10 protein-coding genes are annotated in these 12,353 nt (G+C 71.9%); 6 read left to right on the forward strand and 4 right to left on the reverse strand.

Annotation, left to right across the window (positions count from 1 at the left end):
* Nucleotides 1–5: 5 nt before the first annotated feature.
* Both FLV34_RS19180 and FLV34_RS19185 read right to left on the reverse strand, forming a co-directional pair.
* Complete coding sequence (locus tag FLV34_RS19180) at nt 6–566, reverse strand: helix-turn-helix domain-containing protein (RefSeq protein ID WP_142646678.1); 561 nt, start codon at nt 564–566, stop codon at nt 6–8.
* Nucleotides 567–572: 6 nt separating this feature from the next.
* Nucleotides 573–1,091 (reverse strand): YbaK/EbsC family protein, encoded by a 519-nt coding sequence (locus FLV34_RS19185; protein WP_261985830.1) that lies wholly within the window; start codon nt 1,089–1,091, stop codon nt 573–575.
* A 112-nt stretch (nt 1,092–1,203) separates the two neighbouring features.
* On the opposite strand from FLV34_RS19185, the gene FLV34_RS19190 reads away from it, so the two are divergent.
* Both FLV34_RS19190 and FLV34_RS19195 read left to right on the forward strand, forming a co-directional pair.
* Nucleotides 1,204–2,760 carry a succinic semialdehyde dehydrogenase gene (locus FLV34_RS19190; protein ID WP_142646677.1) on the forward strand — a complete coding sequence of 519 codons (1,557 nt, stop codon included), beginning with the start codon at nt 1,204–1,206 and terminating at the stop codon, nt 2,758–2,760.
* Between the two features lie 16 nt (nt 2,761–2,776).
* Nucleotides 2,777–4,459 (forward strand): FAD-dependent oxidoreductase, encoded by a 1,683-nt coding sequence (locus FLV34_RS19195; RefSeq protein WP_147943714.1) that lies wholly within the window; start codon nt 2,777–2,779, stop codon nt 4,457–4,459.
* Nucleotides 4,460–4,469: 10 nt separating this feature from the next.
* Here FLV34_RS19195 and FLV34_RS19200 read toward each other — a convergent pair whose 3' ends face one another.
* Nucleotides 4,470–6,497, reverse strand: coding sequence for an AAA family ATPase (locus FLV34_RS19200; RefSeq protein ID WP_147943715.1), 2,028 nt, complete (start codon nt 6,495–6,497; stop codon nt 4,470–4,472).
* Between the two features lie 103 nt (nt 6,498–6,600).
* On the opposite strand from FLV34_RS19200, the gene FLV34_RS19205 reads away from it, so the two are divergent.
* The 4 genes from FLV34_RS19205 to FLV34_RS19220 all read left to right on the forward strand — a co-directional run bounded on the left by FLV34_RS19205 (nt 6,601) and on the right by FLV34_RS19220 (nt 11,578).
* Nucleotides 6,601–7,398, forward strand: coding sequence for a TetR/AcrR family transcriptional regulator (locus FLV34_RS19205; RefSeq protein WP_147943716.1), 798 nt, complete (start codon nt 6,601–6,603; stop codon nt 7,396–7,398).
* A 48-nt stretch (nt 7,399–7,446) separates the two neighbouring features.
* Nucleotides 7,447–8,364, forward strand: coding sequence for an SAM-dependent methyltransferase (locus FLV34_RS19210; protein WP_147943717.1), 918 nt, complete (start codon nt 7,447–7,449; stop codon nt 8,362–8,364).
* A 326-nt stretch (nt 8,365–8,690) separates the two neighbouring features.
* Nucleotides 8,691–10,238 (forward strand): glutamine-hydrolyzing GMP synthase, encoded by a 1,548-nt coding sequence (gene guaA / locus FLV34_RS19215; protein WP_142646672.1) that lies wholly within the window; start codon nt 8,691–8,693, stop codon nt 10,236–10,238.
* A gap of 119 nt (nt 10,239–10,357) precedes the next feature.
* Nucleotides 10,358–11,578: an acyltransferase gene (locus FLV34_RS19220; RefSeq protein ID WP_261985831.1), complete on the forward strand. Its 1,221-nt coding sequence runs from the start codon at nt 10,358–10,360 to the stop codon at nt 11,576–11,578.
* On the opposite strand, the gene FLV34_RS19225 is transcribed toward FLV34_RS19220, so the two are convergent.
* The gene (locus FLV34_RS19225) at nt 11,517–12,257 is read right to left on the reverse strand and encodes a polysaccharide deacetylase family protein (protein ID WP_187280666.1); all 741 of its coding nucleotides are present in this window, start codon (nt 12,255–12,257) and stop codon (nt 11,517–11,519) included. The genes FLV34_RS19220 and FLV34_RS19225 overlap by 62 nt on opposite strands.
* Between the last annotated feature and the right edge of the window lie 96 nt (nt 12,258–12,353).

Consider the following 12,353-nt stretch of genomic DNA (forward strand, 5'->3'; position numbering starts at 1 on the left):
GGACTCTAGGGCGCCGCCGGATAGGTCATCACGACGACGGCGTCCACCTCGTCCTCGACGGCCTCGTAGAAGTGCGCCACGTCCGCGGCGAACGTCACGAAGTCGCCGCTGTGCAGGACCACGGGACGCTCGACCGGGCCCAGCCGTACGGCGCCGCGGAGCACGAGGATCCGCTCGATCGTGCCCTGGCTGTGCGGCGGGCTGTCGATCCGCCGTCCGATGCCGGTGAGGCGGAGCCGCCAGATCTCGCCGAGCCCACCGGCCCCCATCCGGTCGAGCAGCTCCTGCTTGCTGTCCTCCGGCCGGGGAGTGCCCCGGAGCAGCACCGGCGTCCGCGGCGCCGGGTCGGCCAGCAGGTCGCCCAGGGGCAGGCGGAGCGCGACGGCGATGGCCGAGATGGTCTCGACGGTTGGGTTGCCCCTCCCGGCCTCGATCCCCGACAGGGTCGCCCTGCTCACTCCCGACAACCGTGCCAGCTCGGCCACGGACAACCCCCGGAACTCCCGCAACCGGCGGACCTGGGCGCCGATGGCGGCCCCTACGCCGTTCGCGGCCTGTCCGTCCATCTCCGGTCAGCTCGCCGGTGCCGCGATCGGCGCCAGCCGCGGCGAGCAGATGGCCAGGTAGTCCTTCGTACGCAACGCGATGGACCGGTCGAGCCGTGCCGCGTTGAAGAAGATCTCCTCCTTGTCCTGGATCGAGGGGTCCACGATGAGCTCCAGGTCCGGGTGGAACGAGAAGGGGAGGATCGTGCCCGCCACGCTCCCCGCGAGGCGCTCGGCGATGTCGGTGGAGGCGAACGCGGCGTACGTGCCGCCCAGCAGCGCCTTGAGGCCGTTCAGGTCGACGCGCGTGTCGCCCGGCACGACGGCGAGGACGTGCTTGGTGACCTTCTTGCCGAGCTTCACCATGACGACGATGCACTTCGCGGCGTCGGAGACGGCGTTTCCGCGCATGGCGCTGACGATCTCGGTCCTTCCCTCCGGCGCGTGGTCGATCAGCCGGTAGGACGCCCCGTGCCGATCGAGAAGCTCGATGAGCCTGTCGTAAGTCTCTTCGGATGCCATGAACACCTCTCGGTCATCGCTCATGGTGTCAATCTACTGTACACATGTGTCGGTAAACTGACATGCCGTCGCGTCAGCGGTGACCGTCCATTACTTACCGGTAGCCACGGCTCAAGCTCCGGAATATTCTTCCGGCATGGGTGCCACGAATCGGACGCTCGACGCGGCCATGGTCGACCGGGTCCTCACGCACGTCTCCTCAGAGGGCAAGACACGGGAGATCGTCGCGCCGTTCACCGGCGAGGTGCTGGCCGAGGTCCCGATCTCCACTCCCGAGGACGTCCGCGCCGCGTACGCCAGGGCGAGGGCGGCGCAGGAGACCTGGGCGGCGCTGCCGGTGCGGGAGCGGATCGCGCCCTTCCTGCGGCTCCACGACGCGCTGCTCGACCGCCGTCAGGAGCTGCTCGACATCGTGCAGTGGGAGACCGGCAAGGCGCGGCGCCACGCGTACGAGGAAGTGGCCGACGTGGCGGGCTGCACGCTCTACTACGCGCGGCGGGCCCCCGGCCTGCTGGAGCCGCAGCGCAGGCAGGGCATCTTCCCGATCGCCACCCGCGCGGCCGAGCTGCGCCACCCCAAGGGCGTCGTCGCGGTGATCAGCCCGTGGAACTACCCGCTGGCCCTCGGCGTCACCGACGTGGTCCCCGCCCTGATCGCGGGCAACGCGGTCGTGCACAAGCCCGACGCCCAGACCCCGCTGTCCACGCTGTGGACGATCGACCTGCTGGCCGAGCTGGGCATGCCGCGCGACGTCTGGCAGGTCGTGCTCGGCGATCCCGAGGACGTCGGCGACCCGCTGATCGACGGCGCCGACTACGTCGCGTTCACCGGCTCGACGCGCGGCGGGCGCAGGATCGCCGAGGAGGCGGCCAAGCGGCTCATCGGCTGCTCGCTTGAGCTCGGCGGCAAGAACCCGATGATCGTGCTCGACGACGCCGATCTCGACGTGGCGGCCCAGGGCGCGATCCGGGCCTGCTTCACCAACGCGGGCCAGCTGTGCATCTCGATCGAACGCCTCTACGTGCACGAGGCGGTCGCCGACGCCTTCCGCGACCGGTTCGTCCGGGCGGTGAAGAACATGAAGATCGGTCCCGGCCTCGACTGGGACGTGCAGATGGGCTCGCTCACCTCGCAGCGGCAGCTCGACGGGGTGACGGCGCACGTCGAGGACGCCGTCGCCAAGGGCGCCACCGTGCTGACCGGCGGCAGGCCGCGCCCCGACCTCGGCCCGTTCTTCTACGAGCCGACCATCCTCGACGGCGTGAGCGAGGACATGGCCGTCTGCAGGGACGAGACGTTCGGGCCGGTCGTGTCGCTCTACCGCTTCAGGGACGAGGACGAGGCGGTCCACGCGGCCAACGACACCGCGTACGGGCTGAACGCCTCGATCTGGACCAGGGACGTCGCGCGGGGCCGCCGCCTCGCCGCCCGGATCAAGGCCGGCACCGTCAACATCAACGAGGGGTACGGCTCGGCGTACGCCTCCTACGACGCGCCGATGGGCGGGATGAAGTCGTCCGGGCTGGGCCGCCGGCACGGCACCGAGGGCCTGCTGAAATACACGGAGGTCCAGACGGTGGCCAGCCAGGCCACGTGGCTGGGCTTCGAGCCGATCCTCGGCATGACCTACGACAAGTACGCCGACACGCTCGCGGGGCTGCTCAAGACGATGAAGCGCCTGCACCTCAAGTGAGAAGGAAGGCGGGGCGTTGGACTACGACGTCGCGGTGATCGGGTCGGGGTTCGGCGGGAGCGTCGCCGCGCTGCGGCTCACCGAGAAGGGCTACGCGGTCGGCGTCCTCGAAGCCGGCCGCCGGTTCGACGAGAAGACCCTGCCGAAGACCTCATGGCGGGCCAGGGACTTCCTGTTCGCGCCCGCGCTCGGGCTGAAGGGCATCCAGCGCATCCACGTCCTGCGCGGCTCCAACGGCGTCATGGTGCTGGCCGGCGCGGGGGTGGGCGGCGGCTCGCTCGTCTACGCCAACACTCTTTACGAGCCGCTCGACCCGTTCTTCCGCGATCCCCAGTGGGCGCACATCACCGACTGGAAGGCCGAGCTCGCGCCCTACTACGACCAGGCCAGGCGGATGCTGGGCGTGGTGGGCAACCCGACGGTGACCGCGGCCGACGAGGTGATGAAGAAGGTCGCCGAGCGGATGGGCGTCGGCCACACCTTCCGTCTCGCCCCCGTCGGGGTGTTCTTCGGCGAGCCGGGCGTGGAGGTCGACGACCCCTACTTCGGCGGCCTCGGGCCGCGCCGCCGCGGCTGCACCGAGTGCGGCGAGTGCATGACCGGCTGCCGCCACGGCGCGAAGAACATGCTGATCAAGAACTACCTCTACCTCGCGGAGAGGGCCGGGGCGAAGGTCCACCCGGAGACCACCGTCACCGGCGTACGGCCCGTCGAGGGCGGCTACGAGATCACGGTGAGGCGCACGGGCCCCTTCGGCCCGGCCCGCACGCTGACCGCGGGCCAGGTCGTCTTCGCCGCGGGCACGTACGGCACGCAGCTCCTGCTCCACCGGCTGAGGGCGACCACGCTGCCCCGGATCTCGCCCCGGCTCGGCGCGCTGACCCGGACGAACTCCGAGGCCCTGCTCGGTTTCGAGCGCCTCACCGCCAAGGGCGTCAAACTCAACCGGGGCGTGGCGATCACCTCCTCGATCCACCCGGACGCCGAGACGCACATCGAGCCGGTCCGCTATGGCGACGGCTCCAACGCCATGGGACTGCTCCGCACGCTCCTCGTCGACGGGGGCGGGCGGGCGCCGCGCTGGCTGAAGTTCCTCGGCGCGGCCCTGCGGCGACCCCACCTGCTGCCCCGGCTGTTCAACCACCGCAGGTGGTCGGAGCGCGCGGTCATCGCCCTCGTCATGCAGGCCAAGGACAACTCGATCACGCTCTCGCTCAAGGGCGGGAAGCTCCGGACCGGCCCGGGCCACGGCGAGCCGAACCCCACCTGGATCCCCGCCGGGCACGAGGCCGTCCGCATGGCGGCCGAGGAGATCGGCGGCCTGCCCGGCGGCTCCTGGCTCGACCTGTTCGACATCCCGGCGACCGCGCACTTCCTCGGCGGCTGCGCGATCGGCGACTCGCCGGAGACCGGGGTGATCGACCCCTACCACCGCGTCTACGGCTACGAGGGCCTGCACATCGTGGACGGCTCGGCCGTGTCGGCCAACCTCGGGGTGAACCCCTCGCTCACGATCACCGCCCAGGCCGAGCGCGCGATGGCGATGTGGCCCAACAAGGGCGAGCCGGACCCGCGCCCCGCCCTCGGCTCGCCGTACGTGCGGCTCCGGCCGGTCGCGCCCGTGCGGCCGGTCGTCCCCGCGTCGGCGCCGGGCGCGCTGCGCCTGCCGATCGTGGAGATCACCCACGGGGACGCGTGAGGCGCGTCGGTTAGGCCGGTGACCCAGCGTCTTCGGCGAGGGTCTCCCCGGTGAGAGGGACGGGCAGCGGACGGGCGTGCACCACGTCGAGGCGGGACACCGCCCGGGTGAGCGCCACGTAGAGCCGGGCCGGCCCGCGCTGCTCGGCCGCGACGATCTCGGCGGGCTCGGCCAGCACGACGTGGTCATACTCCAGGCCCTTGCACAGGGTGGCGGGCACCACGGAGACGCGTACGGACGGGTCGGGTGTGAGCCCCTCGGCGACGGTCAGGCCCGCGCCCGTGAGCGCGGCGCGCAGCCGGGCGGCCGAGGCGTCGGCGGCGATGACGCCGATCGAGCCCTCGTGGCCGAGCGCCTCGGACACCGCCGTCACGACCGCGGTGTCGTCCCCGGGCAGCACGCGCAGCCGACCGTCCCGCCGGAAGGACCGGGAGGGCGGCACGTCCACCGCGAGCTGCGCCAGCAGGCGGTTGGCGAGCTCCACGACGGCGGCCGGCGTGCGGAAGCCGACGGTGAGCGACATGATCGCGGCATCAGGCTTGCCCAGATGCGCCATCTGCACGCCCCAGTCGCGGGCGGCCCACGGGGTCGTGCCCTGCGCCAGGTCGCCGAGCACGGTGAGCGAGCCGTGCACGCTGCGCCGGGCGACGGCCCGGCACTGCATCGGCGAAAGGTCCTGCGCCTCGTCGACGATCACGTGGCCATATCCCCGCGGCCGCTCGATCAGGCCGGCGAGCTCGTCGAGCAGGACCAGGTCGGCGGCCGTCCAGGCGGCGCTCCGATAGGTGCGCGGCGGTCGCGCCCAGGTGATCGCCGCCTGCTCGGCCGTCGTGAGCACGCCGTCGGCGGCCTCCGTGCAGTCGCCGAGCACCTCGCACAGCACCTCCTCGGGGCGTACGGCCGGCCAGAAGCCGTCCACAGCGGCCGTGACGGCCCGGGTGGTGCGGCGCGTCCACGCCGTGTCGATCATCCGGCCGCGGGCCTCCGCCCGGGTCCGCACGAGTGACGCCACACGGGCGATGACGCGCTCGCGGCCCACGCCGTACGGCATCGCCTCGCGCCGGGTCTCCTCGACGATGTCGTGCAGCTCGTCCCGGGAGACCCGCCAGCGGGCGGAGCCGTCGGCCACGGCGAGCGGCTCCGAGGGCACGCCTATGTGGCGGTGGAGCGCCCTGCGCAGCACCTCGGCCATGCGCGCGTCGTGTTTGACCACGGCGGCCTCCGCGCTGTCGGTGGCCTTGACCGGGACCCGGGCGAGGAGCGCGTCGAGCGTGGTCTGCTCGACGTCGACCTCGCCCAGGGCCGGCAGCACCGCAGAGATGTAGCCGAGGAAGGCCCGGTTGGGGCCGAGCACGAGCACACCGCCGCGCGCCGGCCGCTTGCGGTGGGCGTAGAGCAGGTAGGCCGCGCGGTGCAGGCCGACGGCGGTCTTACCGGTGCCCGGCCCGCCCTGGACGCACAGGGACTCCTTCAGGTCGGCGCGGACCAGGTCGTCCTGCTCCGGCTGGATGGTGGCGACGATGTCGCGCATCGGCCCGACCCGGGGGCGTTCGATCTCGGCCGTCAGGATCCGGCTCGCGCCGCCGGGGTCGTGCCCGCGCCGGCGATCGAGGTGTTCGTCCTCGAAGCCGGTCAGCTCGCCCCCGGCCCAGCCGAAGCGCCGCCGTACGGCCACGCCCCGGGGATCCCGGGCCGACGCCTGGTAGAACGTCCGCGAGACCGGCGCCCGCCAGTCGATCACCAGGGGCCGGCCGCCATCGGTGGCGGAGACGTGGCGGCGGCCGATGTAGTAGCGCTGCCCGGCGTGCTCGCCCACGTCAGGGCCGAAGTCGAGGCGCCCGAAGAACGGCGGCCCTCCGTCGTCCTCACCGAGATCCTTCGCCAGGCTCTTCAGGTGGCGGCCCAGCCGCTCGGCGCTGTAGCGGTCGCCCGCCACGGTCTCCCCGATGACCACGTTGTGCCGGGCACCGTCCAGCATCCGGCGCAGGCCCTCCCTGCAGCGTTCGACGTACGCCTGCTCCTCCTTCAGCGAGGTCATCCGCCGTCTCCTTCCCCCGGTCGCCGTACGGGCATGGAACAGCAACTCGGTTAAAAATGCAACCGGGTTAAGTTTTGCCGGGAGGGCTGCTAGCCTGTGCGGCATGGTCGAGGGGCTGCGGACGCGGAAGAAGGAACGGCCCCGCCGGGCCATCTCCGAGGTCGCGATCGCGATGTTCCTGGAGCACGGCTTCGACCAGGTGGGGGTGGCCGAGATCGCGGCCGCGGCGGAGGTCTCCAAGCCCACGCTGTTCCGCTATTTCCCCACCAAGGAGGATCTGGTCCTGGACCGGATCGCCGACCACAGGGGAGAGGCGGCGGCGGTGGTGCGCGCCCGCCCGGCCGGGCGGACCCCGCTCGACGCGCTGCACGACGCCTTCATGGCCGGGCTCGACGCCCGCGAGCCGACCACCGGCCTGTGCGACCATCCGGCGGTGATGGCCTACCACCGCCTCGTCTTCGACACCCCCAGCCTGGCGTCCCGCGTGGCCGATTACGCCGCGGCGGACACGGAGGCACTGGCCGAGGCGATGAGCGAGGCACTCGGCGAGACGACGAGCGGGGCGGCGCGCGAGACGGCGGGCGAGGTGTTCGGCGGGGCGGCGGGTGAGGTGTTCGGCGGGGCGGCGGGTGAGGTGCTGGATGGGGCTTTGAGCCAGGCGGCGGGCGAGACGGCGCACGAGGTGGCGCCCCGCGATTCCGGCTCGCCGCGTCCCGTGCCGCTCCTGACCTCGCGCCTGGTGGCCGCGCAGTACGTCGCCGTCCGGCAGATCCTCGCCAGGGACAACTACGCGGCGCTGGCGTCCGGCCGTACGGCCGACGAGCGGTACGGCGAGGCCGTCACCGCGGCGAGCACCGCCTTCGAACTGCTGCGGCACGGCGCGCGGGCCCACGGCCTGTGACCCGTCTCACCCATCGCCAAGATCGCTGAGGCGGTCTACGCTCGACGCGTGCAGACCGAGGGGCCGAGCAGGACCGCGCTCCACACGGCGGCGGCGCGCGCCGCCCACCTGATCGTCGACGGGGAGCCGGTGGTCTTCCGCGACCCGTTCGCGTACCCCCTGCTCGGGGAGTGCGCCGAGCACTACGTGCGCCTGCACCGTGAGGCGGCGGACCACCCCGTCGTCGCCGCGCTCCGCGCGGCCGTCGTCACCCGGAGCCGCTACACCGAGGACCGACTGGCCGCCGCCGTACGGCGGGGCGTTCGCCAGTACGTGATCCTCGGCGCGGGGCTGGACACCTACGCCTGCAGATCGGCCGCGAGCGGCCAGAGCGGTTCAGTGGAGGTCTTCGAGGTCGATCACCCGGACACCCAGCGCTGGAAGCGGGAGGCGCTGGCGCGTGCGGGCATTCCGGAGCCGCCCCTCCTGACGTACGTCCCCGCGGACATGGAAGCCGGGGAGTCCCTGGCCGACCGGCTCGTCGCGCACGGGTTCGACCTCGCTCGCCCGGCGTTCGCGAGCTGGCTCGGCGTGACCGTCTATCTCACCCGCGAGGCCGTCGCGCGCACGCTGGCCGGGCTCGGCCGTCTCGCCCCCGGCAGCGAGATCGTCATGGACCACCTGCTGCCCGAGGACCTGCGTGGTCCGCGCGCCCGGGCGTACGCCGAGACCCTGATGCCGCTGGTGGCGCAGGGCGGGGAGCCCTGGCTGACGTTCCTGAGTCCCCGGGAGGCGGCCGATCTGCTGGAGGAGCACGGCTTCGAGGTGGTCGAGCAGGTGGTCGAGCAGGTGGTCGAGCAGGTGGCGGGGCAGGTGGCGGGGCAGGTGGCGGGGCGCGACGCCGCCGATGCCGCTTTTCGGGAGCGGGCGGATGCCCTGGCCGGCAGCGGGATCTCGGTGATCACCCACGCCCGCCGAAAAGCCTGACAGGATCGCATCGCACGGTTCACCCAGCCCGCCGCGTTCAGCCGCCGAGGGGCCTGACGGGATTGGTTAGCGGTGCACGGCTCACGAGGCCGCCGCACGCAGCCTCCGAAAGGCCCGGCGGGGTCGCGCCGGTTCGCGAGGCCGCCGCACGCAGCGGCCGAAGGCCCGGCGGGGTCGCGCCGGAGGGCCCGGCGGGGCGGGCCCTGGGCGGCTGCGTCGCAGGCCAGGGGCCGGGCGCCAGGGAGGGCGGCAGGTCCGGGCGGGCAGCGTCACCGCGCCGATAGACTGGCGTCACCGCCTCGCTGCCTTCATGGGGGTCCTTTCCAGTGTCTGAGTTCGACACGGTTCTCGTCGTGGACTTCGGCGCGCAATACGCGCAGCTGATCGCACGACGGGTGCGTGAGTGTCACGTCTACTCCGAGATCGTTCCGTCGTCGATGCCGGTGTCGGAGATGCTGGCCAGGAAGCCCAAGGCGATCATCCTGTCCGGCGGCCCCTCCTCGGTGTACGCCGAGGGCGCCCCGCCGGTCCCCGAGGGCCTGTTCGAGACCGGGGTGCCGACCTTCGGCATCTGCTACGGCTTCCAGGCCATGGCCCGGGCGCTCGGGGGCGAGGTCGCCAGGACCGACTCCGCCGAGTTCGGCGGCACCGAGCTCAAGGTCCTCCAGGAGGGCCTGCTGTTCGCCGGCCTGCCCGCCGCGCAGACCGTCTGGATGTCGCACGGCGACTCCGTGGTCGGCGCCCCCGCCGGGTTCGCCGTCACCGCCGCCACCGACGCGACCCCGGTCGCCGCGATGGAGGACCCCTCGCGCGGCCTGTACGGCGTGCAGTTCCACCCCGAGGTGCTCCACTCCGAGCACGGGCAGCAGGTGCTCAAGCACTTCCTTGAGGCGGCCGGCTGCCGTCCCTCGTGGACCATGCTCAACATCGTCGAGGACGCCGTCGAGGCCGTGCGCGCCCAGGTGGGCGACGGCCGGGCGATCTGCGCCCTGTCGGGCGGCGTCGACTCCGCCGTCGCCGCCGCGATCGTGCAGCGGGCCATCGGCGATCGGCTGACCTGCGTCTTCGTCGACCACGGGCTGCTGCGCAAGGGCGAGGCCGAGCAGGTCGAGCGCGACTTCGTCGAGGTGACCGGCGTCAAGCTGCGCGTCGTGGACGCCTCCGAGCGCTTCCTCAAGGCGCTGTCGGGCGTCACCGACCCAGAGGAGAAGCGGAAGATCATCGGCAGGGAGTTCATCCGCGTCTTCGAGGACGAGCAGCGCGCGATCCTCGCCGACGGCCCGGTGGACTTCCTCGTGCAGGGCACGCTCTACCCGGACGTGGTCGAGTCGGGCGGCGGCACCGGCACCGCGAACATCAAGTCGCACCACAACGTGGGCGGGCTGCCCGAGGACCTCAAGTTCGAACTGGTCGAGCCGCTGCGCACGCTGTTCAAGGACGAGGTGCGGCGGGCCGGCGAGGAGCTGGGCCTGCCCCCGGCGATGGTCTGGCGCCAGCCGTTCCCCGGGCCCGGCCTCGGCATCCGGATCATCGGCGAGGTCACCCGCGAGCGTCTCGACCTGCTGCGCGAGGCCGACGCCATCGCCCGCGAGGAGCTGACCCGCGCCGGTCTCGACCGCGACATCTGGCAGTGCCCGGTCGTGCTGCTCGCCGACGTCCGCTCGGTGGGCGTGCAGGGCGACGGCCGCACCTACGGTCACCCGGTCGTCCTGCGGCCGGTGACCTCCGAGGACGCGATGACCGCCGACTGGGCGCGGGTGCCGTACGACGTGCTGTCGCGCATCTCCACCCGGATCACCAACGAGGTCCGCGAGGTCAACCGGGTCGTGCTCGACGTGACGAGCAAGCCGCCGGGCACCATCGAGTGGGAGTGACCCGGAAGTCACCGACCCCGACTCACCGACCGCGGACCACTGAGCAGGGATCGTTGAGCCGGGATCGTTAAGCCGGGATCAACCGGATTGATCCCGGCCAGGCTGGATAGGGTAACGCGGTGATTGCCGCTCAGCCCGTCACCGCTCGCCCCGGCGCGAAGGCCTCCAGGCTCGCCTGGCTCGACGCCCTGCGGGGGATCGGCGCGATGGCCGTGGTCGCCGAACACGCGCTGCCCTGGTTCATGCCGTCGTTGCGCCCCTACTGGTTCAACCTCGGCATGTACGGCGTGCTGGTCTTCTTCCTGGTCAGCGGATACATCATCCCCGCGTCCCTGGAGAAGCGGGGTGATGTCGGGGCGTTCTGGGTCAGCCGGGTGTTCCGGCTGTATCCGCTCTATCTGCTGGTGATCGCCCTCGTGCTCGTCATGGCGTTCTGGGTCCCGGTGCGTCAGGTGGTGCCCCGGCATCCGTCGGCCGTGGCCGCGCACGTGAGCATGCTGCTCGACGTCGTCCACACCGGCGCCCTCGCCGACCCGATGTGGACGCTGTCGTACGAGATGGTGTTCTACCTGCTGGTGACCGCGCTGTTCGTGGGCGGGGTGCATCGGCGCAGCGGGACGCTGGCGATCGTCTTCGGCGCCGTGGCGGTCGCCGCCGGGCTGGTGCTGTCGGCGCCGCTGCTGCCGGGGCCCTGGCCCGCCATCGCCACCTGCGTGCTGTTCCTCGCGGGGCTGGCCTGCCTGATCACCGGCCGGTTCCGCACGGTCGCGGCGTACGCGCTGGGCCTGATGGCGCTCGTGCTGCTCGTCTTCGGCAGCTTCGTGCCGTGGTTCGGCGCGGCCATCCTCGCGGTGATGTTCACGGGGACGGCCCTGTATCGCTGGGAGAAGGGCACGGCCGGGCTCGGCCCGGTCGTGGTCGCGGCGACCCTGGTGGCCGCCGCGCCCGTGTGGGCGATCCAGGCGGGCTGGTGGTGGGTGCAGCCCGATGTGTGGATCACCACGATGGTCCTCGCCGGAGGGACGTTCGCGCTGGGCATGATGCTGCGCGGGCGGCGCGTTCCCGGTGCGCTGACCTGGCTCGGCCTGATCAGCTACTCGGTCTATCTGGTGCACCACCCGCTGCTCAAGTATCTGAACGCGCTCGCGGGCGACCTGCGGTCGCTCACGCCGATCGCCCAGGCGGCCGTCGCGCTCGGCTATCTCGTCGCGCTGCTCACGCTGAGCTGGCTCACCTATCGCTTCGTGGAGGCGCCGGCCCAGGCGCTGGGCCGCCGGATCAGTGGACGTCTGTCGTCTCCACGCCCGACGACTGCTCGGGATATACCTGTCCCGGGGTGAGCTTCTGGCCTTCGAGCAGGGTGGACACCGTGACGAAGCTGTAGCCCTCCGCGGTCAGCAGTTCGAGCACTTCGGGCATCGACTGCACGGTCTGCTTGACCGTCTCGTGCATCAGCACGACCTCGCCCTCTCCGGCCACGTCCAGGGCCCGGTTCGTGAGGAAGTCCACGTGCCGGTAGTCCTTGATGTAGTCCTTCGTGGCGGTCGTGCCGGGCACCTGGATGAGCCCGAGCTTGGCGGTGACCTGCTCCACGCCGCCGTTGCGCAGCCCGCCGGGCGCGCGGAAGAGCTTCGGCGCCTTGCCCGTCGTCTTCTTGATCAGCCGCTGGGTGTCGCCGATCTTCTTGTTGATGTCGGCGTACTTGAGCGTGGTCAGATAGGTGCCGTCCCACGAGTGGTTGCCGATCTCGTGGCCCGACTTGGCGATCAACTGGGTGAGCTTGGGATGCTTTTTCACCTCCGAGCCGATAAGGAAGAAGGTCGCCTTCGCCTTGTATTCGGAGAGGGTCTTCAGCAGGGTCGTCAGGTAGGGCCCCGGACCGTCGTCAAAGGTCAGGGCGATGCATTTGTGGGTCGCGCAGAACGGCTCATCGGTCGTACGAGCCTGCGCAGGAGTGGCGGTGGCGGCCACGGCGAGAGCGCACGCTACGGCCAGAGGGATCAGACGACGTACAGCCATGGGGTACTCCTCGGGGGATCTATAACGCGGCATCGTAACGCGCTCCGGGTTGCTTCCTCCTCTTCAGTCCGATTTCGTACGGGCCGGAAACCTTCG

The sequence above is a fragment of the Microbispora sp. CSR-4 genome, from assembly GCF_008033685.1.
In the GTDB taxonomy this organism is placed as follows: domain Bacteria; phylum Actinomycetota; class Actinomycetes; order Streptosporangiales; family Streptosporangiaceae; genus Microbispora.

What these genes read in the sequence shown, in the direction of transcription:
- FLV34_RS19205 (WP_147943716.1), top strand. Translation starts at nt 6,601, where the DNA reads ATGGTCGAGGGGCTGCGGACGCGGAAGAAGGAACGGCCCCGCCGGGCC.
- FLV34_RS19185 (WP_261985830.1), bottom strand. Translation starts at nt 1,091, where the DNA reads ATGAGCGATGACCGAGAGGTGTTCATGGCATCCGAAGAGACTTACGAC.
- FLV34_RS19225 (WP_187280666.1), bottom strand. Translation starts at nt 12,257, where the DNA reads ATGGCTGTACGTCGTCTGATCCCTCTGGCCGTAGCGTGCGCTCTCGCC.
- FLV34_RS19180 (WP_142646678.1), bottom strand. Translation starts at nt 566, where the DNA reads ATGGACGGACAGGCCGCGAACGGCGTAGGGGCCGCCATCGGCGCCCAG.
- FLV34_RS19200 (WP_147943715.1), bottom strand. Translation starts at nt 6,497, where the DNA reads ATGACCTCGCTGAAGGAGGAGCAGGCGTACGTCGAACGCTGCAGGGAG.
- FLV34_RS19190 (WP_142646677.1), top strand. Translation starts at nt 1,204, where the DNA reads ATGGGTGCCACGAATCGGACGCTCGACGCGGCCATGGTCGACCGGGTC.